The 23,077-nt window shown below is 67.6% G+C and carries 19 protein-coding genes; 2 read left to right on the top strand and 17 right to left on the bottom strand.

The genetic code is table 11. The features are described 5' to 3' along the window. Positions 1-69 precede the first annotated feature (69 nt). Positions 70-3,822 (bottom strand): phosphoribosylformylglycinamidine synthase, encoded by a 3,753-nt coding sequence (locus tag C1725_RS03745; protein ID WP_102410338.1) that lies wholly within the window; start codon positions 3,820-3,822, stop codon positions 70-72. A gap of 236 nt (positions 3,823-4,058) precedes the next feature. Here C1725_RS03745 and C1725_RS03740 point away from each other — a divergent pair, with 236 nt between their 5' ends. Continuing rightward, on the top strand, positions 4,059-5,813 hold the full coding sequence (locus tag C1725_RS03740) for an FMN-binding protein (RefSeq protein ID WP_346026311.1): 1,755 nt from the start codon (positions 4,059-4,061) through the stop codon (positions 5,811-5,813). A 153-nt stretch (positions 5,814-5,966) separates the two neighbouring features. On the opposite strand, the gene C1725_RS03735 is transcribed toward C1725_RS03740, so the two are convergent. From C1725_RS03735 to C1725_RS03720, 4 genes are all read right to left on the bottom strand, one after another. After that, on the bottom strand, positions 5,967-7,058 hold the full coding sequence (locus tag C1725_RS03735; protein WP_102410336.1) for a hypothetical protein: 1,092 nt from the start codon (positions 7,056-7,058) through the stop codon (positions 5,967-5,969). After that, positions 7,055-8,125 carry a hypothetical protein gene (locus C1725_RS03730; RefSeq protein ID WP_102410335.1) on the bottom strand — a complete coding sequence of 357 codons (1,071 nt, stop codon included), beginning with the start codon at positions 8,123-8,125 and terminating at the stop codon, positions 7,055-7,057. The genes C1725_RS03735 and C1725_RS03730 overlap by 4 nt, the downstream gene beginning before the upstream one ends. Beyond that, a complete protein-coding gene (locus C1725_RS03725; protein ID WP_102410334.1) occupies positions 8,112-8,603 on the bottom strand; it encodes a sigma-70 family RNA polymerase sigma factor in 492 nt (163 codons plus the stop codon). Before C1725_RS03725 ends, C1725_RS03730 begins: the two co-directional genes overlap by 14 nt. Before the next feature lie 112 nt (positions 8,604-8,715). Further along, a complete protein-coding gene (locus C1725_RS03720) occupies positions 8,716-8,916 on the bottom strand; it encodes a YlcI/YnfO family protein (RefSeq protein ID WP_346026310.1) in 201 nt (66 codons plus the stop codon). A 259-nt stretch (positions 8,917-9,175) separates the two neighbouring features. On the opposite strand from C1725_RS03720, the gene C1725_RS03715 reads away from it, so the two are divergent. Continuing rightward, positions 9,176-9,628 (top strand): DUF3788 family protein, encoded by a 453-nt coding sequence (locus tag C1725_RS03715; protein ID WP_102410333.1) that lies wholly within the window; start codon positions 9,176-9,178, stop codon positions 9,626-9,628. Positions 9,629-9,719: 91 nt separating this feature from the next. Here C1725_RS03715 and C1725_RS03710 read toward each other — a convergent pair whose 3' ends face one another. The 12 genes from C1725_RS03710 to C1725_RS03655 form a co-directional block, all read right to left on the bottom strand. Further along, the gene (locus C1725_RS03710) at positions 9,720-10,283 is read right to left on the bottom strand and encodes a hypothetical protein (RefSeq protein WP_102410332.1); all 564 of its coding nucleotides are present in this window, start codon (positions 10,281-10,283) and stop codon (positions 9,720-9,722) included. Then, positions 10,273-11,646: an MATE family efflux transporter gene (locus C1725_RS03705; protein ID WP_102410331.1), complete on the bottom strand. Its 1,374-nt coding sequence runs from the start codon at positions 11,644-11,646 to the stop codon at positions 10,273-10,275. Before C1725_RS03705 ends, C1725_RS03710 begins: the two co-directional genes overlap by 11 nt. Positions 11,647-12,090: 444 nt before the next feature. Then, positions 12,091-12,519 carry a universal stress protein gene (locus C1725_RS03700; RefSeq protein ID WP_102410330.1) on the bottom strand — a complete coding sequence of 143 codons (429 nt, stop codon included), beginning with the start codon at positions 12,517-12,519 and terminating at the stop codon, positions 12,091-12,093. A gap of 18 nt (positions 12,520-12,537) precedes the next feature. Next, positions 12,538-13,017 (bottom strand): hypothetical protein, encoded by a 480-nt coding sequence (locus C1725_RS03695; RefSeq protein ID WP_102410329.1) that lies wholly within the window; start codon positions 13,015-13,017, stop codon positions 12,538-12,540. A gap of 101 nt (positions 13,018-13,118) precedes the next feature. Next, on the bottom strand, positions 13,119-15,215 hold the full coding sequence (locus C1725_RS03690; protein ID WP_346026309.1) for a DNA topoisomerase 3: 2,097 nt from the start codon (positions 15,213-15,215) through the stop codon (positions 13,119-13,121). A gap of 140 nt (positions 15,216-15,355) precedes the next feature. Beyond that, positions 15,356-16,690 carry a replicative DNA helicase gene (gene dnaB / locus C1725_RS03685; protein ID WP_102410327.1) on the bottom strand — a complete coding sequence of 445 codons (1,335 nt, stop codon included), beginning with the start codon at positions 16,688-16,690 and terminating at the stop codon, positions 15,356-15,358. Between the two features lie 347 nt (positions 16,691-17,037). After that, positions 17,038-17,487 (bottom strand): 50S ribosomal protein L9, encoded by a 450-nt coding sequence (rplI, locus tag C1725_RS03680; RefSeq protein ID WP_102410326.1) that lies wholly within the window; start codon positions 17,485-17,487, stop codon positions 17,038-17,040. Next, complete coding sequence (locus C1725_RS03675) at positions 17,488-18,564, bottom strand: YybS family protein (protein ID WP_346026308.1); 1,077 nt, start codon at positions 18,562-18,564, stop codon at positions 17,488-17,490. Between the two features lie 447 nt (positions 18,565-19,011). Continuing rightward, positions 19,012-20,337, bottom strand: a complete 1,326-nt coding sequence (locus C1725_RS03670) for an MATE family efflux transporter (protein WP_102413229.1) — start codon at positions 20,335-20,337, stop codon at positions 19,012-19,014. A gap of 129 nt (positions 20,338-20,466) precedes the next feature. Further along, positions 20,467-21,384 carry a histidine kinase dimerization/phospho-acceptor domain-containing protein gene (locus C1725_RS03665; protein WP_102410324.1) on the bottom strand — a complete coding sequence of 306 codons (918 nt, stop codon included), beginning with the start codon at positions 21,382-21,384 and terminating at the stop codon, positions 20,467-20,469. Continuing rightward, the gene (locus tag C1725_RS03660) at positions 21,381-22,151 is read right to left on the bottom strand and encodes a hypothetical protein (RefSeq protein ID WP_102410323.1); all 771 of its coding nucleotides are present in this window, start codon (positions 22,149-22,151) and stop codon (positions 21,381-21,383) included. Before C1725_RS03660 ends, C1725_RS03665 begins: the two co-directional genes overlap by 4 nt. After that, on the bottom strand, positions 22,144-23,067 hold the full coding sequence (locus tag C1725_RS03655; RefSeq protein ID WP_102410322.1) for an ATP-binding cassette domain-containing protein: 924 nt from the start codon (positions 23,065-23,067) through the stop codon (positions 22,144-22,146). Before C1725_RS03655 ends, C1725_RS03660 begins: the two co-directional genes overlap by 8 nt. Between the last annotated feature and the right edge of the window lie 10 nt (positions 23,068-23,077).

The following is a 23,077-nucleotide window of genomic DNA, read 5'->3' as shown; positions in this document are numbered from 1 at the left end:
ACGGGCGGCATCCAGGCGAAGCCCCTCGCCTGAATGCCGCCCGTTATTTGATTCCGGCAGCGTTCCTCTTTACAGGAAGTACCGCACGCCGGAGACGAAGAGCTTCTGGTCGTGCGCGCCGGGGATGTTCTTGCACACGCCGTCGCCGATGCGCTCCGAATGGCCCATCTTGCCCAGCACGCGCCCGTCGGGCGAGCAGATGCCCTCCACCGCCCAGCACGAGCCGTTGGGATTCTGCGGCATGTCCGCCGCGGGGATGCCGTCCGGCCCGCAGTACTGCGTCACGATCTGGCCGTTCGCGAGCAGCGCCTTGAGCTGCGGCTCCGCGCACACGAAGCGCCCCTCGCCGTGGCTGATGGCCACCGAATGCACGTCCCCGACGTTCACGCCCGCCATCCACGGCGACTTCACGGAGGAGACGACCGTGCTCACGTGCGTGGCCGCGTGGCGGCCGATGGTGTTGTAGGTCAGCGTCGGGTCGTCCTCGCGCAGCACGCGGATGTCGCCGTAGGGCAGCAGGCCCAGCTTGATCAGCGCCTGGAAGCCGTTGCAGATGCCCAGCATCAGGCCGTCGCGCCTGCCCAGCAGGTCGCGGATGGCCTCCGCCACGCGCGGATGGCGCAGGGCTGTCGCGATGAACTTGCCGGAGCCGTCCGGCTCGTCGCCCGCCGAGAAGCCGCCGGGCAGCATCACGATCTGCGCGTTTTGAATGCCGCGCTCGAGCGCGCGCGCCGATTCCTCGATGCCCGCGGGCGTCAGGTTCTTGAAGATGAACGTCTCCACTTCGGCCCCCGCGCGCCTGAACGCGCGCGCGCTGTCCATCTCGCAGTTCGTGCCGGGGAAGGAGGGGATGAACACCCGCGGCCGCGCCACGCGCACCGCCGGGCGCTTCTCCTCGCGCCGCTCGTAGGGCACGTAGGGCGCGGCGGTCATCGGGGCCGCGGCCCGCGTCGGGAACACGCTTTCCAGCGGCTCCTTCCAGGCGCGGCGCGCCTCGCACAGCGAGACCTTGACCTCGCCCACGGTGATCGCGCTCTCCTTCACCGTCTCGCCCAGCGCCTCAAAGCGCGCGGGCACGTCCTCGCCCGCGGCCATCTCCACGACGATGCTGCCAAACAGGGGCAGGAACAGGTCCTCCGCCGTCAAATCCCCGCGCAGCCGCACGCCGATGCGGTTGCCCAGCGCCATCATCGTGACGGCTGCCGCCACGCCGCCGCGGCCCACCGTGTGCGCCGCTACAACCTTGCCCGCCTGCACGAGCGCGTGCAGCTCGTCGTAGAGCGAGAGCAGCGCCTGCGCGTCGGGCAGCAGCGCGTCCGTCATCGGGCAGCGCAGCAGCGCCAGCTTGTGCCCCGCGCTCTTGAGCTCGCCGGAGATCACGTCGCCTGCGTTCAGCACGTTCACCGCGAACGACACCAGCGTCGGCGGCACGTGAATGTCCTCGAACGTGCCGGACATCGAGTCCTTGCCGCCGATGGACGCCGTGCCGTAGGCGAGCTGCGCCCACAGGCCGCCCAGCATCGCCGCCACGGGCGCGCCCCACTTCTCGCTGTCCTTGTTCAGCCGCTCGAAGTACTCCTGGAACGTGAGCCGGCACGTGCGCGCGTCGCCGCCCGCCGCCGCGATCTTGGCGAGCGATTCGGTCACCGCCAGCGCCGCCCCGTGGAAGGGGCTCCAGCTCGAAAGGTACGGGTCGTAGCCGTGGGCCATGAGCGTCGCGGTCGTCGTCTCGCCGTCCACGGGCAGCAGCGCGGCCATGGCCTCCACCGGCGTGTCGCGGTAAAGGCCGCCGTAGGGCGCCAGCACCGTGCCCGCGCCGATGGTGCCGTCAAAGCACTCCACCAGCCCCTTCTGGCTGCACACGTTCAGGTCGGAAAGCGTCCCCAGCCAGGCCGCGCGCAGGTCGCCGCCCCGCGCGAAGTCCGGCAGGGTGGTCAGGTACGGCGCGTCCTCGTCCGGCGCCAAGACCTGCGCCCGCGCGTGCTGGGTGACGCCGTTGGTGTCCAGGAACGCGCGCGAAAGGTCCACGATGGTCTTCCCGCGCCAGCTCATGCGCAGCCGCGCAGGCTCCGTCACCACGGCCACCTGCGTGGCCTCCAGGTTCTCGCCCGCCGCCAGCTCCATGAAGCGCGGCACGTCCTGCGGCGCGATGACGCAGGCCATGCGCTCCTGCGATTCGGAGATCGCCAGCTCCGTGCCGTCCAGGCCCTCGTACTTCTTGGGCACCGCGTCCAGGTCGATTTCGAGGCCCGGCGCCAGCTCGCCCACCGCGACGCACACGCCGCCCGCGCCGAAGTCGTTGCAGCGCTTCACCATCCGCGAAAACCGCGCGTCGCGGAACAGCCGCTGAATGCAGCGCTCGGTCGGCGGGTTGCCCTTCTGCACCTCCGCCCCGCAGGTGGAGAGCGAATCCAGGTTGTGCGCCTTGCTGGAGCCCGTCGCCCCGCCGCAGCCGTCGCGGCCGGTGCGCCCGCCCAGCAGGATCACCACGTCGCCCGCCGCGGGCGTCTCGCGGCGCACGTGGTCGCGCCGCGTCGCGCCGACGACCGCGCCCAGCTCCATGCGCTTGGCGACGAAGCCGGGGTGGTAAATCTCCTGCACCTTGCCCGCCGCCAGGCCGATCTGGTTGCCGTAGCTGGAAAAGCCCGCCGCCGCGGTGGTCGTGATGCGCCGCTGGGGCAGCTTGCCCGGGCGCGTCTGGTCAAAGGGCGTGCGCGGGTCGCCGCTGCCGGTGATGCGCATCGCCTGGTAGACGTAGCTGCGGCCGGACAGCGGGTCGCGGATCGCGCCGCCCAGGCACGTGGCCGCGCCGCCGAAGCCCTCGATCTCGGTCGGGTGGTTGTGCGTCTCGTTCTTGAACATGACCAGCCATTCCTGGTCCTCGCCGTCCACGTGCGCGGTCACGACGATGGAGCAGGCGTTGATCTCGTCCGAGGCGTCCAAATCGCAAAGCTTGCCCTGGCGGCGCAGCTCCTTCATGCCCAGCACGGCCATGTCCATGAGCGAGATGTCGCGCTGCTTCTCGCCGTAGACGTTCCGTCGCGCGTCCAGGTAGGCGTCGTAGGCCGCGCGGATGGGCGCGCCCAGGCGCGTCTCAGGGAAGGAAATGTCGTCGATGGCGGTCAGGAACGTCGTGTGGCGGCAGTGGTCGCTCCAATACGTGTCGATGGCGCGCAGCTCCGTGATCGTGGGGTCGCGGCGCTCCTCGTTCCGGAAGTAGCGCTGGCAGAAGCAGAGGTCCTCCGCGGTCATCGCCATGCCCAGGTCGCGCACCATCCGCTCAAGCTCCGCCTGCGGCAGGGCGATGAAGCCCTCCACCGTCTTCACGTCCTCGGGGCGCTCGGCCTCCATGCGCAGCGTCGCGGGCTTGTCCATGGACGCCTCGCGCGCCTCCACCGGGTTGATGAGCTGGCCGACCACGCGCGCGCGCAGCGCCTCGTCCACGTCGCCCAGCAGCGCGTAGACCTTCGCGCAGGCGACGCGCGGGCGCTCCCCGGCCGTCAGCAGCTGCAGGCACTGGGCGGCGGAGTCGGCGCGCTGGTCGTACTGGCCGGGCAGGAACTCCACGGCGATCAGGCAGGCGCCGGGCATTTCGGGCAGCCGCTCGTCGTAGACCACGTCCTGGTTCGGCTCGGAAAAGATGACGCCGCGCGCCTGCTCAAAGGCATCGTCCGGCAGGTTTTCCACGTCGTAGCGCTGAAAGATGCGCAGCCGCTCGATCCTGTCGGTTCCCAGCACCTCCGAAAGCTCGCGGCGCTTCCCCTGCGCCGCCACGTCAAAGCCCGGGCGCTTCTCCACGTAAATTCGTCTTACACCGTTCATCCGGCAAACAACCTCCTTGGTCGTCGTAAAAAACCAAACAACAAGCTCATTATAGCATTGAACGTTCGGCATTTCAACCGACTTTCCAAAAGAAAAGCGTCCATTTCAAAAACAGCTCAGAAAAAGGCGAACATTCCGGTGCGCTGCGCCGCCCCCGCTTTTCCCCTACCCGTACGCGCCCGTCTGCGGTATAATGGAAGCAGCAAATCCAGCAGCAGATGAAGGAGGGATATTCCATGAAAAAAGCCCTGTGTGTCCTGCTCGCGCTCCTGCTCTTCCCGGCGCCAGCCCTCGCGCAGGAGGGCCCGCTGTGCGTGGAGGTGATGGGCTATCGGCCCATGGTCGTAGTCTACGAGGTGGAGGATGGAAAGATCGCGTCCTTCGAGGTCGTGGAGCACCAGGAAGCGCCGGGGCACGGCGCGGAGGTCATCGCGGCGGGCTTTGACAGCCTGATCGGCCAGGACGTCCAATCCGCGCGCTTCGACGCGGTCTCCGGCGCGACCCGCACGTCCAACGGCATCAACGGCGCGCTGCGCCTCGCCGCCCGGGGCGCGGGCAAGCCGTACCCGGGCGCGGCCCCCGCCCCGGCCGTTGACCTGGCAGCGGCTCAGGAAGCGCCCCCGCCCCCGGAAGCGGCCGCCTTCCCCGGCGACAGCTTTACCTTCCGAGACGGCATCTCCTTCGGCATGTCGATAGAGCAGGTGCGCGCCCTCGAGCCGGGCGATTGCTTGCAGACGGAGAATGGCCTGGTATATTTAGACCGTCCGTTGGACGGGCTTTATGCGAACATCGATTATTGGTTCAACGACGACGCGCTGACGGAGGTCTACGTCTCCTTCCGTGAGGTGCCAGAGGACGAAGCCCAGTACCTCGCGGACTTCGCCGAAGTCGATGCGTCGCTCACGTCGAAGTACGGCCCCGCGTATCTTTTACAGGCGGATGGTTCGGACGACCCCTCGTCCGGCCAGCCGGAGCCTTACTCCGTGTGGTTCATGGACGGCTACACCATCTATCACAAAATTTACATCGATAGCAACGTGCGCAGCCACCACATTTTCTTCACCTCCGCCGCTTACGAAGACAATGCGGACGAATCCTCCGCGTCCAGCTTCACCTTCCGAAACGGCGTCTCCTTCGGCATGACGATGGAGCAGGTGCGCGCACTCGAGCCGGACTCCCCTTCCCAGACGGAGAACATCCTGCGGTATTTCGACCAGCAGTTTGCCGGGCTTGATGTGTACATCCGGTATTGGTTCAATGGCAACGCGCTGACGGAGGTCTACGTCTCCTTCGAAGAGGTCTACGCAGACGACACCCCGTACTTTGTAGATTTCGACAAAGCGGAGGCGGAGCTCACGCTGAAATACGGCCCCGCGTCGGTTACAGAGGAGGATACGCCGGGCGTCCCCTTGTCGGGCGAGCCGGAGCTTTACTCCATGTGGCTCATGGACGGTTACACCATCTATCACGATTTTTACGGCGACAGCGACGGTCGCTACCACTACATTTTCTTCACCTCCGACGCTTACGAAGACGAGGAGGACGACATCCCGAAGGCGCCCCCGGAAGCGGCCCCCGCGCCCGTCTTTTTCAGAAGCGGCGTCGCCCTCGGCATGTCGATGGAGCAGGTGCGCGCCCTCGAGCTGGGCGACCCCTCGCAGACGGAGGATTCCCTGACGTATTACGGCCAGCGTTATGCCGGGCTTGAGATGTATGTCTGCTATTCTTTCTCCGCAAACCGGCTTTCCAGCATCCTGGTTTCCTTTACAGCATCGCATGCGGACGACGCCCTGTACCGCGCGGATTTCGCCGAAGCGGAGGCGGTGCTCACGGAGAAATACGGCCCCGCGTCGCTTTCGAGATCGGACGGCACGAACCGCCCCTCCATTTGGTTTATGGACGGCTGCACCCTGTTGCACGAGCTTCACGGCGATAGCGGCAGCCTCGTCCACAGCATCCGCTTCACCGCCGACGCTTTCGACGACGAGTAGGCCGAAACCCCGAAGACGGTCCCCCGCCCCGGCTTCGGCAGACGCCGCCGCATCCAACACGGAGAGCATCTGAGCGCTCCGTGCGCCCCAAAGCAGGGGGCGAGGCCCGCGTCGCGCGGCGTCTCGCCCCCTGCTTTGTCGTTTTCCGCGCCCTTACGGGGTCCAGTCCTCGCCCGCCTCGCAGGCGGCGCCGGTGTGCGCGTCCACGTAGCGCGTGCCGCTGTACGCGTAGCCGCCCACGTAATCCGCCTCCAGCACGACGCCCCAGACGGGGAACGTCCTGCCGGTGGGCGAGATGGCGATGCAAAGCTCCGCCCCGGCGACGCGCTCCCGCTCGACCTCCGCCCACGCGGATGCCGTCCCGCCGCCCTCCGGCCCGTCAATCGTCCGCGGGTCCGCCGCCTCCGCGCGCACCGCCGTCATGACCGCCTCGCGCCATGGAATCACGGGCGCTGTATCCGGCTCCAGCATGCGCACGACCTCGTGGGCGTTGGATAGCCGCAGCGAGCGAATCCGGCCCGCGTCCGTCACCGTCGCCTGGCCGTAGCGCTCGTAGTACACGTCCCGCCGCCCCTCGACCTGCGGATCGTAGATTCCCTGCTCGGCCACCGGCAGGCCGCCCAGCGTGAAGCGAAAGGCGATGCCCGTCGCGTCCTTTACGAGCGGAATCGTGCGGAGGGAGTCGTCCTGTTCGCACAGGCCCGTCAGCGACGTATAGAGCCCGTCGCCGTCCCGCCCCACCCTGTAGAAGGGATACTCGAACTCGATGCCCGCCTCCGTGAGGAACGCGCGCAGCACGTCGGACGCTTCGTCCAGCGTCTCCTGCATCGGGTGGTTCGGGTAGGGCAGGCGGACGCCCGCCGGAAAGAGATAGACGTCCCGGTACGTGCCGCCCTCCTTGGACCAGTACAGATAGTTCATCCGGTTCAGGTCGTCGCGCCCGTTCAGCCAGCGCCGCTCCACGGGCTCCTCCGCGTACGCAGCCATCGCCCTGCGGATCGGGCCGAGGGGGAGCGTCGCGTAGCGCGTCTGCGCCTGCGGAATCCCGGCGGGCGGTTCGTCCGGCGCTTCCATGTCGATGTCCCAGACGACGTGCGCGCACCAGGGCGTCTTATGCGGGTCCAGCTCGATCTGCTCCTGAACCCGTTCCGCACGCGCCGCGCCCGTCAGCGCGAACAGCAGCAGGGTGCAGGCGGCGAGGCGGCGAAGCCGCCGCGCCGCGCCTCCTCTCCCTTCTTTCCTCATCTTCCCATACCCCCCGCCGCGCGCAGCGCTTCGTGAAAGTCCGGCGCGGGCAGCTTCTCCGCCTCGCCCTCGTAGAACGCCTCCGTGCCGTAGCGCGGCGCGGCCAGCATCGCCCCGGGGTATTCCTCCCGCGCGCTGCCCTCAAACGAGACGGCCACGCGCCCGTCCGCAAGCGTCTGCGCGCCGGTCGGGTGGGCGATCTCGTCCGCGTCCCCGGGCACGACGTCCGCGAGCCCCTCGGGCAGGATCGTGCCCTCCAGCCAGGCGTCCACGATCTCCTGCCGCCGCGCCGGCGCGGTGTCCGCGTCAAAGCGCAGCTCCACCTCCGCGTAGGTGCCCAGCGCCGCCGCGCGCAGCTTCGTCAGCCGCGCCGCGTAGCCCTCAAAGCGCGCTTCCTCCGGCAGGTCAAAGTCCACGTGCGTGCCCGCGTCCGCCGCCGTCAGCGAGAGGCGCTGCTCCAGCGGCCCCCACGTGCATCCCACGGGCAGGATCAGCTCGAACGCCTCCCCCTGCCCCTTCACGCGCGCCTCGAAGCTGTAGACCACTTCGTCCGCCCCCTCGCCGGGCGCGAAGTCCTGCGCGATGCGATAGAGCGTGCCCTCGCTGACGTCCGGCGTGCGCAGATTTTCCAGCGCGTACAGGTCGAAGGGCGACATGCCCTCCTCGTCCTGCTCGCGCCCGAGCTGGGCGATCCGCGGGTCGCGCACCGCGTACACCGCCGCCAGCCGTTCGCCGTCGTAGACGACCTCGCGCAGCTCGATCACGCAGTCGTTCACCTCCGTGCGCGCCACGTCCTGCTTTAAAATCTCCCGCGCCTGCGGGACGATGCGGTTCACCGCCGCCGTGTCCGTCAGCCATTCCAGCGCGCCGCCGATGCGCCCGGCATAGGCCGCCACCGCCGCCGTCGCCAACAGCGCCAGCATCAGCGCCAGCAGCGGCGCCCACTTCATCTTGCGCTTCACAGGTCTTTCCTCCCTTTCAAGCGTGCGCAGCGTCTGCCGCACCGCGTCGTGAAAGGCCTCCGGCGTCCTTTGGAACGCCCCGTCCAGGTACTCATCGGGCCGCATGCTCGCGCACCTCCCCTTCGTCCTCCATCCATTCCGCCCTGAGCGCGGCGCGCGCCCGGGATAGCCGCCACTTCACCGTGCCGGACGGGATGCCCAGCAGCTTCGCCACTTCCTCCACGCGGAAGCCCTCCAGGTAGTGCAGCACGAGCGGCAGGCGCCATCGTTCGTCCAGCGCCTCCAGCGCGTCCCGCAGCGCCTCGTCCGGCGGCGGGGCCTCGCGCTCCGGCAGCACCTCCACCGGCGTCACGCGCCGGTTTCTGCGCCTGAGCATCCTGCACTCGTTGATGAGAATCCGCACGAGCCACGTGCGGAAGTAGGCCGCCTCGCGCAGGCTGTCCCGCCGCTGCCAGGCCTTCAGCAGCGCCTCCTGCACCGCGTCGCGGCAGTCCGCGTCGCTTGAGAGCAGGCTCCGGCTCACGCGGTACAGCGTGCGCTCGGCGCGCTCCACCTCCTCCATGAACGTCCTCTCGTCGATCATCGCGCTCTCCCTCTTCGCCCTTCGGCGCTTCCTTTGAAGATATCTTCACCCTTTAGATGCCGCGGCGGGGGCGGACGGTTGGCGAAAAAAGAACTTTCCCCCAAGCCCCGCGTCATTCCCCGGCGTCCCGTTCCGATGCTCCGGGCATTTCTTCCTCCAGGCTCGCCAACGCCGCGCGCACCGCCGCGACCGTGAAAGCGGAAAACGTCGTCTGCCTGCCCGCGATCGCCCGCTCTACCCCCTCGATCACGTCGTTTGGAAACCGGACGCACTTGTTCGTCGTCGGTTCGGCCACAGGCACGCTGAACCTCATTTTCATCCCCCCGCGCACAGCATAATACAAACGCGCTCCCCCGTGGGCGTTTTATCTGGAATTCAGATAAAACAAACGGAAAATGCGGTCATGCGGGCGGCCCGAGGACGGACGATTGCGCGCTCGCGCGAGAAGCCCCAAGGCGAACGCGCGAGGATGAAAAAAGCCGTTTGACATTTCCCCGCGTTCCCCCTAGAATGGATTCAATGGCGTCTTCGGAAAATGAGACGAAATCTTGAATGGGGATGAGGGGGATCGTATGTACGAGCGAATGCTGAACAAACATGCCGTGCCGACCCTGGCGGATATGACGGCCTTTTGCGGGGAGAACGCCGAACGGTTTGCGCAGATCAACGAATGGCTGACCCGGACATACGGCACCGAGCAGAAGATCGTATTCCCGTACGGAAATCAGTACGGATGGGGCATTGCCCACCGGAAAAAGAGCGGCCTTCTGTGCAACATCTTTGCCGAGCGCGGCGCCTTTACCGTCATGCTGCGTCTCTCCGACAGGCAGTTTGAATCCGTTTACAGCCGGCTGCAAGCGGACACGCGGGAGCAGATCGACCGGAAATATCCGTGTGGCGACGGCGGGTGGATTCATTATCGCGTCACATGCAGGGCGCAGTACGACGACATCCGGACGCTCTTGTCGGTCAAATGCGCGCCCGGAAAGACAGCGGGGAACGGCCGCGCGCCGTCGGATTTCTAAGGGAGCAAAGGAACGCCGGGAAGGAAGCTTCGCGCTTCTTCTCCGGCGTTCCTTTTGATCTCTTTATCGGCCGTCCTTCGCCGCCTCCCCGTCAGCGCTCGCGCAGGAGCCGCCCCGCCCGATAAACGAACCGCGCGCCCTGCGCGTCCTCGAAGAAAAGGGTGGAGGCGTCTTCGCTCGCCCCGTACAGATACAGGGACGGCGCTTTTTGCCGCAGCGCTTCGCGTTCTTCCGGCGTCGTGCGCGAAAGCAGGCGAAAGCTTCTCTCACAGCGTCCAATCCAAAGCCGCTCGTACGCTTCACGCGCGACGATCCGGTCCTGCAAATCGCTGACGTCCTTCAAATGAAACCGCTCGCACCATTCGATGTCCGTGCGGTACAGCAGCCCGCCCATTTCCCCCGTGACCAGATCGTCCGTGTCGTAGACGACCGGCAGGCAGGCGATTCCGCGCTGAAAGGCGACATAAGCGCGTGTGTGCCCGTCGGTGAGGGTGTAGCGCCCATTGCCGAAGTCGTACACCGGAAGCGGCTCCATCCCCCGCACGGCCGCCGGGTCGAGCCACGCCTCGACCGCCCGAACCTTGTCAACGCTCAGATATATCTGGCTGATTCCCAGCTCCAGAATCGGGATCTCTCGCGCCCCCTCAAACGCCATCCGGCAGCCGCGCCCCTTCCTCCCCGCCGGGGAACCTGCGGCCGAGCTGGCGCACGCGCACGACGATCATCGGAATCAGCAGGAAGCAGGCGAACAGCCACGCCAGGGGGTTGGCGAAGCACACGGCGCCGTAGCCGAAGGGGGCGACGAACGCGAAGGCGACCAGCGCGCGGGCGACCATCTCGAAGATGCCCGCCAGCATCGCGGACATGCTGTAGCCCAGTCCCTGCAAAGCGTTTCTGAGCACGAGCAGCGCCATCAGCAGGATGAAGCCCGCCGCGTTGCAGGCGAGGAACAGGTCGATGTTTTGCAGAAGCTGCGTCTCCTCCGCCTTGATGAAGAGCAGGGAGATGGTGCTGCCGAACCGGAAGGAGACGAGCATCGCCACCACCGTGTAGGCTGCGCCCAGCAGCAGGCTGGTGCGCAGGCCCCAGCGGATGCGGTCCACGCGCTTTGCGCCCAGGTTCTGCCCGCAGTAGGTGGCCATGGTCGCGCCCAGCGCCTCCATGGGCTGGGTCATGATCATCTGCACCTTGCTGCCCGCGGTGATGGCGGCCACGGCGTCCGAGCCCAGGGTGTTCACCGCGCTTTGCAGCACCACGGAGCCCACGGCGGTCAGCGAAAACTGCAAGCCCATGGGAATGCCGATGGCAAGGCCCCGGCCAGCGCTCTTCGCGTCGAACTTCCACTCGCCCTTCTCCGGGCGCAGCACCGGGAAGTGGCGCACGATGTAGCGGATGCACAGCGCCCCGGACACCGCCTGCGCGATCACCGTCGCCCAGGCCGCGCCCGCCACGCCCATGTGAAAGGCGAGGATGAACAAAAGGTCGAGCGCGATGTTCAGCAGCGACGCGATGATGAGGAACAGCAGCGGCGTCTTGCTGTCGCCCAGCGCGCGCAGCAGGCCCGCGGGCAGGTTGTACAGCAGCGTCGCAAACGTGCCGCCGAAGATCACGATGATGTAGTCGTAGCTCTGCTCGAAGATGTTTTCCGGCGTCCGCATCACGCGCAGCATCGGCCGGGTGAAGACCAGCATCGCGGCGGTGATGACCGCCGTCACCCCCAGGGTGATGTAGATGGCGTTCACCAGCGCCCGGCGCATGGCGTACATGTCGCCCGCGCCGAAGTGCTGCGACACCGGGATGCACAGCCCGCTGCACAGCCCCAGCGCGAAGCCCAGCACCAGAAAGTTGAACGAGCCCGTCGCGCCCACGGCCGCCAGGGCGTCCTTGCCCACGATCTGGCCGACGATGATGCTGTCGGCCATGTTGTACATCTGCTGAAAGAGGTTGCCGATCAGCAGCGGGAAAAAGAAGGAGAGAATCAGCCGGATGGGCCGGCCCTCTGTCATGTCTCTGACCATCTTACGAACTTTCCTCTTTGCTTTCTTGATTTTGTTCGCACTATTCTAGCGCAAAAAGCGCGGTTTGACTAGCCCCATTTCCGCCGCGCGCCAAAATTTTTGCCCGTGGGCTGTGCCCACACCCATCTCCGAACGGCCGCTCCCTCGCCCTGCGCTTCTCCACGCGGCCGGGCGGGCGGTGGTGGGCTGTGCCCACGCCCATATCCGAACGGCCGCTCCCTCGCCCCGCGCTTCTCCACGCGGCCGGTGGGCGGTGCCCGGCGGGCGATGCCCGCGCCCCGCGCTTCTCCACGCGGCTGGCGGGCGGTGCCCAGTGGGCGGTGCCCACGCCCATATCCGAACGGCCGCTCCCTCGCCCCGCGCTTCTCCACGCGGCCGCGGCTTTTGCGCTCCGGTCTTCAGAAAAAGGGCGGGGCCCGCCCTCCGGCGCGACCCCGCCCTCCGTCATCCTTCGTCGATGACCACCCGCACGTCCGTGCGCGGCAGCCTGCTTCGCAGCTGCTCCGCGAAGTCCTGCGCGCCGCGCCCTCGGGCCGCGCCCAGCACCACGCAGTCCACGTCGTGCTGCATCGCGAGGCCGCAGATCGCGTCCACCGCGCTCTCGGCCCGCACGACCTCCATGTCCGCGCCGCATTCCTGCGCGCGGCGGAAGAGGTATTCCAGCGCCTCGGCCTCCTGCGCGGGGCTGACGCCCATGAACGGCGCGCCGCCGGTCGCCACGTGCACGACCTTCACCTCGCCGTCGATCTCCCGCGCGATGCGCGCGCCCTCGTGAATCAGGCGCTCGCAGGTCTTCTGCCCGGTCACGCAGACCATGACCCGCAGCGCCCCGCCTTCGTCCCGGGGCGTCAAAGTATGCTCACCCGTTTCCATGAGACTGTCCTTCCTGCCTCAGGCGCGCGAAAGGCCGATCACGAAGTTGCTGTGGCTCGTGACGTTCACGCGCTCGCCGGGCGTGAGCCCGGGCTGCGGCTTGTAGTGGTCAAAGTAAAAGATTCGGTCGTCCTCCTCGTCCCCGGTCTGCCCGACGTTGACGGTGAGCACGTGAAACTGCACGCCCTCCTTGAACGTCAGGTCCTCCGCGTAGGAGACCACCACGCCCTGCGTTTCCCGCGACAGGCCGCTCGTGACCTCGCGCAGGTAGCGCCGGTAGGCGTACACAGGGCCGAGCTTCAAGCTTCCCAGGAAGATCGCGAGCGCGCCCCATACAATGGTAACGAGGATCGTCGCCATTTCCATCCGCCGTACGAGAGAAAAGATGAGCAGCAAAAGCAGCGGAAGGGAGAGGATCGCCAGGCGTACCCATTCCCGCCGGAGCTGTCTCTGGTTTGACGCAAAGTCTTCCTGACCGTATAATTTCGTGCCGTCCATCGTGTCCATCCTTTTTTCATGCGAGTGCGATTTGTCCTAAGCAGATTATGACGCCTCCGGCCCCGTTTGTAAAGGGGGCATTTCGCGCTTTTCGTCCGACTTCACGCCGGGTCAGTCTTCTTCACAAACGAGACCTGCTTCCCGTCCCAGACGAGCGCGCCCGTGCTGCCCACGAGCCGCTTTTTCTCCATCACCGCGCGCAGCAGCTTCTCCGTGATCTCCGGCCCGCCCGCACGCGCGCAGCAGTCCTTCCAGACGGTGAACCCGCAGCCCTCGCGCCAGCGCGAGCAGCCGAAGGCCCGGCTGTTTTCCGTGACCGTGCCCTGCCCGCAGAGGGGGCAGGGAATCTTTAGGTCCTTCTGGCCCTTCCTGCCCTTGCCCCGCCGGGCCTCCGGCTCAAAGGCCACGTCCGGCGCGCCGCTTGCGGCGTACTGCGTCATCGTCCGCGTCAGGCGCGCGATGCCCTCCATGAAGCGCGTCCCGTCCGCCTCGCCCCGGGCGATGCGCGCGAGCTCCCGCTCCCAGCGGCCGGTCGTCTCCGGCGAGGCGATGGATTCCGGCACCGCCTCGATGAGCCGCATGCCCTTGGGCGTCGCCGTGAGCGTGCGCCCCTTGCGCGCGGCGTAGCCCACGTCGATCAGCCGCTCCAGGATCGCGGCGCGCGTGGCGGGCGTGCCCAGGCCGCTGTCCTTCATGCTCTCGCGCAGCTCCTCGTCCTCGACGCGCCTGCCCGCGTTCTCCATCTCGCGCAGGATCGAGGCGTCCGTGTGCTCGCGCGGGGGCTTCGTCTTTTCCTCCTTCACCGTCGCGCGCCGCGCGGTGCGCGCATCCCCGACCGCGAGCGGCGGAAGCGGCGCTTCCTCCTCCTCGCCCTTTTTCTTCTTCGGCTGCTGGTCGCGGTACACGTCCTTCCAGCCGCTCTGCGTCACCGCGCGCCCGGTGCTCAGGAAGGCGTGCTCGCCCACCTGCGTCACCACGCGCAGCGCGTCGTACTCGTAGGCCGGGTAAAACGCCGCGATCAGGCGGCGGCAGACGAGGTCGTAGAGCTTCCCCTCGTCCGCGGGCAGGGCGCTCGCGTCCGTCCGCCTGCCCGTGGGCACGATGGCGTGGTGGTCGCTGATCTTCGCGTCGTCGAACACCCGGCGGCTCATGGGCAATTTCTCCGGCAGCCGCGCCGTCAGCGGGGCGTAGGCGGCGGGCAGCGCCCGAAGCGCCTGCGCGGCCTTGCCCGCCATGTCGTGGGGCAGGTAGCGGCTGTCCGTGCGGGGGTAGGTGATGAGCTTGTGCTTCTCGTACAGGTTCTGCGCGGCCTTCAGCGTGCGGCTGGCGGTGAAGCCCAGGGCCGTGTTGGCGTCGCGTTGCAGGCTCGTCAGGTCGTAGAGCAGCGGGGGTAGCTCGCGTCGCTGCTCGCTTTTGCATTCCGTGACGGTGCCCGCGCCCCCGCGCGTCTTTGCGGCGATCTGCTCCGCGCGCTCGGCGCTTTCGATGCGCTTCTCGCCGCCCCGCGCGGGGTCAAACCACGTGCCCCGGTAGTCCCCGAAGTCCGCCTGCACGATGAAGTAGTTTTCCGGCACGAAGGCGTCGATCTCCCGCCGCCGCGCCACGAGCATTTGCAGCGTCGGCGTCTGCACGCGCCCGACGCTGAGCAGCACGTCGTAGCGCAGGGTGAAGGCGCGCGAGAGGTTCATGCCCACCAGCCAGTCGGCCTGCGCGCGGCACCTCGCGGAGAGGTAGAGCGCGTCGTAGGCGCTGTCCGGCATGAGCCTTGAAAAGCCCTCGCGGATGGCTTCGTCCGTCATGGAGGAGATCCACAGCCGGTCCACGGGCCGGGTGCACTTCGCCATCTCGTAGATGTAGCGGAAGATGAGCTCGCCCTCGCGCCCGGAGTCGGTCGCGCACACGATGCGCGCGGTCTCCGGGCCGTTCATCAGCGCCTTCACCACTTTATATTGCGGCCGCGTCTTGGGGATGACCTTGAGCGGAATTTCGTCCGGCAATATGGGCAGGTCCTCCCGCCGCCAGCGCTTGAACCGCTCGTCGATCTCCTCGGGCTCCTTGAGCGTGACGAGGTGCCCGACGGCCCAGGTGACGATGTAATCCCCGCCGGAGAGGTACCCTTCCCCGCGCCCCTTCGCGCCCAGCACGCGCGCGATGTCCCGCGCGACGGACGGCTTTTCCGCGACGACGAGCGTTGCCATGCGATCCGCTCCTTTCATGCTCTGCAATTTGCCATACGTCCAAGGGCCGGGCGGCGCGCCGCGCCTGCCCGCCGGGACGCCGCAAGCGGGGGCCGCGAACGTCCGCAGCCTCCGCTTTTTTGTGCCGGCTATTCCCGCCCCTACTGCTGTTGAAGGGAGGCAAAGCGCGTGTACTGGCCGAGCCAGGCGAGCTTGACCGTGCCGAGCGGGCCGTTTCTCTGCTTGGCGACGATGACCTCCGCGATGTTCTTGTCCTCGGTGTTGGGGTCGTAATACTCCTCGCGGTGCAGGAACATGACGACGTCGGCGTCCTGCTCGATCGAGCCGGAGTCGCGCAGGTCGGACAGGATCGGCCGCTTGTCGCTGCGCTGCGCGCCCGCGCGCGAGAGCTGGGCGAGCGCGAGCACGGGCACGTTCAGCTCCTTGGCGATGCCCTTGAGCGCGCGGGAGATCTCGCTGACCTCGTTTTGGCGGTTTTCCACGCGGCCGTCGGCGCTCATGAGCTGCAGGTAATCGACCATCACCAGGTCGAGCCCGCGCTCCATCTTGAGGCGGCGGCAGCGCGAGCGAAGCTGCGAGGGCGTGATGCCGGAGGTGTCGTCGATGTACAGGCCCGCGGCGGCCATGGGGCCCAGCGCCTTGGAAAGCGCGAGCCAGTCCTCGTCGCGCAGCGTGCCGTGGCGCACGCTCTGCATGTCCACGCGGGCGTCGGCGCACAGCAGGCGCATGGCGAGCTGGTCGCGCGGCATTTCCAGGGAAAAGGCGGCGACGGTGCGCCCGGCCATGACGGCCGCGTGCGAGAGCACGTTCATGCCGAACGACGTCTTGCCCATGGAGGGGCGGGCGCCGACGAGCACGAGCTCGCCGCCGTGCAGGCCGGTGAGCAGGTTGTCCAGGTCGATGAAGCCCGTGGGCACGCCGTCGATGCCGCCCTTGAGGCGCGAAAGGTTCTCGATGCGCTGATAGGTGTCGGGCAGGATGTCCGCGATGTGCACGAGGGTGGAGCCCTCGGTTCGGCGCATCACGATGTCGAAGATCGCCTTTTCCGCACGGCCGAGGATCTCGGCCACGGGGTCCTGCTGGGTGTAGGATTCCTGCGAGATGTCGCTGGAGGCCTTGATGAGCCTGCGCAGGGTGGCCTTCTCCGCGACGATCTGGATGTAGGCCTTGACGTTGGCGGTGGTCGGCACGTACTGCGAGATTTCCACCACGTACTGAATGCCGCCGACGCCCTCCAGCGTGCCGCGGCGCGAGAGCTCCTCGTCCACGGTGACGATGTCCACGGGCTGGCCGGAGCTGTTCAGCGCGTGCATGGCGTCGAAGAGCTCCTTGTTGGCGGGGTGGTAGAAGTCCTCCTCGATGAGCGCCTCCAGCGCCAGGGAGAGCGCCTCGTGGTCCTGCATCATCGCGCCCAGCACCGAGCGTTCGGCGTCCAGGTTGTTGGGCGGCACGCGGCCCACGCGTTCCTCATCCAAAGCTTTCACCTCGCGACCATCAATTCTTTGTTAAAGCATACATTCAGGAAGGGATTCCCAAGGGCAAAGCCCTTGGGCGAGGGGCGCGGGGGCCGGGCCCCCGCCTCCCCAACCAGTCCCCAAGGGCCGGTTCGCCCCGCGCGGCGAAGCAAGCCGCGAATCCCCGGGAAAATCAAAAAAAGTACCCTCTCCATCGCAATAAATGCTTCATAAAAACGTGGTTATTGCCCGTCGGGATCTGTGTTTCTTCAATCAACCGTCGTCCAAACGCGCAGGCCTGTCCCGCGCAGGCCCTTACGCAGCGCGGAAAGGATGGAGCTTTTCGCCCCATCCCCCGCAGGCCGCGCTTACTTGGTCGTGTCGATCTTCACCGTCATCTTGGCGGTGATGCCGGGGTACAGCCACACGGAGACCTCCGTGTCGGAGGCCGTGCGGATGGGCTCCGGCAGCTCGACGCGGCGCTTCTCGATCTTCACGCCGTGCTGGCTGTTCAGCGCGTCCGCGATCTCCTGCGCCGTCACCGAGCCGTACAGCCTGCCGCCCTCGCCCGCGCGCGCGCTCACGCGGATCACGCGGCCCGAAAGCTTCCGGGCGAGCTCCTGCGCCTCCGCCTTGCGCACGTCCTCGCGGTGCTGTTCCGCGGCCTTCGCCTTGTTCACGGCGTTCAGCGCGGCGGGCGTCGCCTCCACCGCGAGCTTCTTGGGAAACAGGAAGTTGCGCGCGAAGCCGTCCGAGGCCTCGATGATCTGATCCTTCTTGCCGGTTCCCTTCACGTCCTGCAGCAAAATAACCTTCATTTAAAAATCATCCTCTCCATCGTCGCCGCCGTCCGGCGGAAACGGTATTTTCTTCTGTCCCCGAAGGCCGATGAACTCGTCGAGCAGCCCCAGCCCGGGCAGTATGAGCGTGAGCCCGAGCAGGTTCGTGAGCACGAACGCGCCCACGATCAGCGCGGCCCGGCCCCCTCGCCGGACGCCGTGGGCGTGCGCGTGAAAGTCGATCACCGCCAGCCCCTGCAGCGAGACGATCAGGCAGGCCGCCTCCCACACGACGTACAGCGCGCTGGCGAACGTGCCGGCGCCCGTCAGGCCCAGCAGCAGCAGCACGCCCAGCGTAGCCCCCAGCAGGCGCACCGTCCCCTTCGGAAGCGAGAGCGAACGCAGCGGCGTAAAGTCCACCGCCTCGCCCCGCTGCCTCGCCGCGTACCGCGGCAGCAGCGCCAGCAGCAGCCCGCCCAGGATCGATCCGGTCACCCACTGCGCCGGCATGGCCAGGCGCAGGCTCCCGTCCAGGTAGAGCATCAGCGAGCGCGTCAGCTCCGCGCGCGCCGCGTCGGTGAGCTGGGCGTACTCGCCCGCCTGCTGGACGGCCTCCATGCCCTCCGGCAGCGTAAACAGGCCGTTTTGGTACATCGAGAAGAGCATCATGTCCGTCTGCGGCATGTGGGGCAGCAGCGTCTCCAGCGCGCCGATGAGCCCGCCCACCAGGTCGCCCCCGGCCACCGCGCTGCCCAGCAGCAGCGCCAGGCCGCCGCAGAGCAGCAGCAGCGCCGCGCCGATGCCCGCGGCCTTTGCGTAGGCGATGCCGCGGTCCATGGCGATCAGGGCGAAGGCGCTCGCCGGCAGCAGCACCAGCGCCACCACGAGCGCGGCCTGCGCCCCCAGCAGCCAGCCCATGAAGGTGACCGCCAGCGCCGCGCACCCGGCGTAGCAGACCGGCCCCGCCTTGACGCCCATGTAGCCGAGCAGCGCGGGCAGCGTCAGCGCCACCGCGGGCAGGACGAAGAGCAGCCCGCCAAAGAGCCATGCGAGCGCCCACAGAAGCGTCAGCGCCGCCGTCCAGCCCCATCGATTCGTTCGTCTTAAACTATTCATATCCTCTCCGATGCCCGCCGTCGCTTTCGCGGACGACCTGACCGCCGAACGGGCAAACCTCCGGTTCATTCTATAGTTATTCTGCGCTTCTCCCGTTGTTCCTGCAAATGATTCAAAAAAAGACCGGCGGGCTGTGCCCGCACCCACCTCCGAGCGGGCTGTGCCCGCACCCATCTCCGAAGCGCTGGTTCCTCGCCGTGCTTTCCCCCACGCGGCCGGTGGGTCATGTCCGCGCCCACCTCCGGGCGGGCTGTGCCCGCTCCCACTTCCGAAGCGCTGGTTCCGCGCCGCGCTTTCCCCCACGCGGCCGGTGGGTCATGTCCGCACCCACCTCCGAGCGGGCTGTGCCCGCGCCCGCCTTTAAAAATCTTCTTGCTCCCCGCCGCGCCGCCCATCAAAAAGGCGGGGAGTCCGCCTCCCCGCCCGGATTACCCCGCCTCTTGCCGGTCAAATCGCCCGCCGCGCGCGCCACTTCCCGCTGCGAAAGCGCAGCACGAACGCGATCGAGCGCCCCAGCCAGTCCATGCCCATGGCGGCCCATACGCCGTACACCCCGAGGCCAAGCCCCGCCCCCAGCAGCGCCGCCGTGCCCAGCCGGAAGAGCAGCATCGAGCCAATGCCCACAAACATCGTGTAGCGCGCGTCGCCCGCCGCGCGCAGGCCGTTGGCGAGGTTGAACGCGGTCGGGTGCAGCGCGGTCGCCATCAGGTTGTGCGCCAGAATGAGCTGATAGCTCAGATGCCACGTCTCCTCCGAGAGCGAAAACAGGTTCAGGATCGCGGGCAGCAGCAGGAAGATCAAAAGCGTCAGCGCGCCCGTCGCGGCGTAGGAGACGCCCATCAGCTTTTTGAGAAGCCGCTCCGCCTCGTCGTAGGCCCGCGCGCCCACGCACTGGCCCACCACCGTGATGACCGCCAGGTTCATCGCGTTTACGATGACGATCGCCAGCATGTCCACGCTCTGCGCCACGCCGTTCGCCGCGATCTGCGAGGTGCCGAACATCGCCACGATGCTGGTCACCAGCACCCGTCCCAGCGTGAACAGTCCGTTTTCCACGCTGCTGGGCACCGCGATGCGCAGGATTCTCCGCGCCATCGCCCCGTTTCGCGCAAACATCCTGCTGGGGCGCACGCGCACCGCGTTTTCGCGGCGCAGCGCAAGCCGGAACATCAGCACGCCCGCCACGGCGCGCGAAATCAGCGTCGGCACCGCGACGCCCATCACCCCCGCCCGCAGCACGAAGATGCCGATCGCGTTGCCCGCGACGTTGATCGCGTTCATCAACAGGGAGACGAGCATCGTCGTGCGCGTGCGCTCCATCGAGCGATGCAGCGCCGCCGAGGCGTTGTAGATTCCGAGGAACGGGAACGAGAGCGCCGTCACCAGAAAGTAGGTGTCCGCCGCGCGCATCACGTCCCCTTCCACCGCGCCGAAGAACAGGCGCAGGATGCCCCCGTGCAGGAGCAGGCACAGCGCCGTCAGCCCCGCGGAGACCAGCAGGGCGATGCCGTGCAGCTGGCTCGCCGCCTCGTCCGCGCCGCTCTGCTCGCGCCCGCCCAGGTACTGCGACACGATCACCGCGCCGCCCGTCGCCAGCGAGGTCAGCAGCGTGATGACGAGGTTGGACACCATGTCCACCAGCGCCACGCCGGAAATCGCCGCCTCCCCCGCGTAGGAGATCATCATCGTGTCCGCCATGCCCACCAGCATCGTGAGCAGCTGCTCCGCGATCAGCGGTAGGATCAGCCTGCGCAGGCTCCTGTTTGTAAACACCGCGCTCCGCCCCTTTTTTGCGGGCGCCGCGCCCGCCGTCGTGCTTCCATTATACCGCGCGGCGCGGGCGATGTAAAATGCCTGGATCGCAGCGCCGCCCATGCCTGCGCGGCATGGGTCATGCGGCCCTCAGGGGGAGGGCCGCCCGCCGCGCGCGCTTAGGGGAAACGCCGCCCGAACCTCCAGCGTGCCCTGCGCAAGCCTGGCTGAGCACCCGCCGCCCATCCGCTCCGACAGCAGGCGGACCACCGCCAGCCCGAGGCCGGACGCCTTGCCCCGCGCGCCGTCCGCCGTGTAAAAGCGCTCAAAGAGCCTGTCCGCGTCGATCGCGCATCCCTCCTGAACGGGGTTTTGCACCGACAGGACGGCGAAGGCGCCCTCCCGGATAAGCCGCACGCTCGCGTCGCCCGCCGCGTGCTGGAGGCAGTTTTGCAGGAGATTGTGGACGATGCGGGCGCAGTATTCCGCGTCGGCCATGACGAAGACGGGCGCGTCCTGCGAAAAGACGACCCTTTGCCCCTTGCGCTCGAACTGCGAAACCCGGTCGGCAATGCACTGCGCGGTAAGATTCGTGAGGTTGACCTCCCGCAGGGCCATGTGGGCGTCGTCCGCAGAGTAGAAGGAATACGCCCAGAATTGATCGACCAGCGTTTCCATGTTGCCCGCATGGCGCTGCGCCGCGCGGAGCCGTTCCCGCTGCGCGTCGCTCAGCTCGCCTTGCGACAGCAGGTACAGGCTGCCCTTCATGGCCGTCAGCGGCGTGCGCAGGTCGTGGGAGATGGCCTCGATCATCTCCTTCAGGCGCCTTTCCCTGCGCCGCGTCCGCTCGGCCGCGCGCTCCGTCTCGCGAAGCTGCTCGTTGATCTGGGCGACCAGCCCGTTCAGCTCCCCGCTGACCAGCTCCAGCGAAAGCGGCGCGCGCGTAGAACCGGCCTGGCGCTCCGCGAGCTGCCGCCGCACCGCCCGGATCTGGCGGCCGATCAGCCGCAGCCGCACGAGAAGGACCCCCGCCGCGAGGGCCAGCGCCGCCGCCGCCCAGCCGGTCATTTCAGCTCCGCCCGGCGGAAGAGGCCGTAGGCGATCCCCGCCGCGGCCCCGATGTAGAGCAGGCTCAGGGCCGCGACCTGAAGGAGCGCCTCGGGGCGGTAGCCGCAGGCGGCCAGGGCCCGGAAGAAGCCCGCGGGCACGTGGTCCGCCAGCGCGGAAAGCGCGGGCAGGGAGTAGGTGAACGACAGGAACGCGGTCCCGCCCAGCACCACCGCGACAAAGCCGGCGGAGGTCACCAGGATGGACCTGCGCAGCGCGAAGGCCAGCAGAAACACCGCGCCGTTCGCGGCGACGGCCGCCAGAAGCACCGTCAGGAACGCCGTCAGCATCCGCAGGAGGACGCCCGCCGACAGGGGCGCGCCGAACTCGATGAGAACGCCCTGCAGCACGGCGCGGCCCACGGGGTAGGGCAGGTAGGCGATCAGGTAGGCGAGCGAAAACGCGAACAGCTTGCTGAGCAGGACGGAAAACCGGCTGTGCCCCGCGGCGATCTCCGACTGGATCGCGCGGTTTTCAAAGTCCGCGCAGATGACAAAGGCGATGACGATCGTTCCGATCATGACGATCGTGGGCATGTCGCGCAGCGAGGAAAAGAAGGCGTCGTAGCCGCTCAGGGCGATCTCCATCTCGCGCTGGTAGGGCGAGTCCACGTAGCTCAGGCTGGAAAGGGAGGTCACCGCCGCGAAGATCAGCATCAGCCCGGAGAGGATTCGCAGCGGCAGAGATCTCTTCAGCTTCATGACCTCGCATTTCATTAGGTTATACATCGCGTTCTCCTCCGATCGTCTCCAGAAAGTAGTCCTCCAGGGTGGTCCCCTCCACGGAAAGCTTCGTGATCAAAAGGCCGTGCGCCTGAAAGAGCCTCGCCGCCTCCTCGACGCGATCGTTGCAGTCGAAGAGCCGTATGGACCTGTCCGGCATGACGAGGAAGTGATCGGTCCCCATTTCGCGCTCGATCAGGCCGACCGCCCGCGCGGGGTCGTCCGCGCGGATGCTCAGGTACTGCCTGCACTGCTCCTCCAGCGCTTTGAGCGTGACGGTCCTGCGGATGACGCCCCGGTCGATGATGATGTAATCGGTGGCCGTCTGATAGAGCTCCGGCAGGTTGTGGCTGGACAGCAGGAGGGTCATCCCCCGCTCTTCGCACAGCGTTTGCAGCAGCCGCCGCACCTGCGCGATGCCCATCGGGTCCAGGCCGTTGATGGGCTCGTCCAGCGCAAGCAGCTCCGGGTTCCCTACGAGGGCCTGGGCGATCCCCAGCCGCTGCTTCATCCCGAGGGAAAAGTGCCTGGCCCTCTTCTTCCCGGCGTCCGACAGCCCGACCAGCTCCAAAAGCTGCCGGTCCTGCTCCCGGTTCGGAATGCCGCGGATCATCCGGTGCAGCGCGACGTTTTCCTCCGCGGTCATGGACGGGTTGATGCTGGGCGCCTCGATCATGATGCCCAGCCGTTTGCGCGCCCTGTGCAGGGCGGCCTCGCCCCGCTGGCCAAAAAGGCGGATTTCGCCTTCCGTGGCGAAGGAAAGCCCGGCGATCAGCCGAAGCAGGGTGGTCTTCCCGGCGCCGTTTCGCCCGATCAGGCCGTAAATCCGGCCCGGCTTCAGCGCCAGGTTCACCCGATCCAGTACCGTGCGGCGGCCCAGGCGCTTCGTCAGGCCGTCCGTTTCCAGAGCATACTCGAACACGTCCTCACCT

This window comes from Beduinella massiliensis, from assembly GCF_900199405.1.
Classification (GTDB): domain Bacteria; phylum Bacillota; class Clostridia; order Christensenellales; family Aristaeellaceae; genus Beduinella; species Beduinella massiliensis.
Note: the sequence above shows the minus strand (reverse complement) of the source record. Positions and strands in the feature narration are given on the sequence as shown.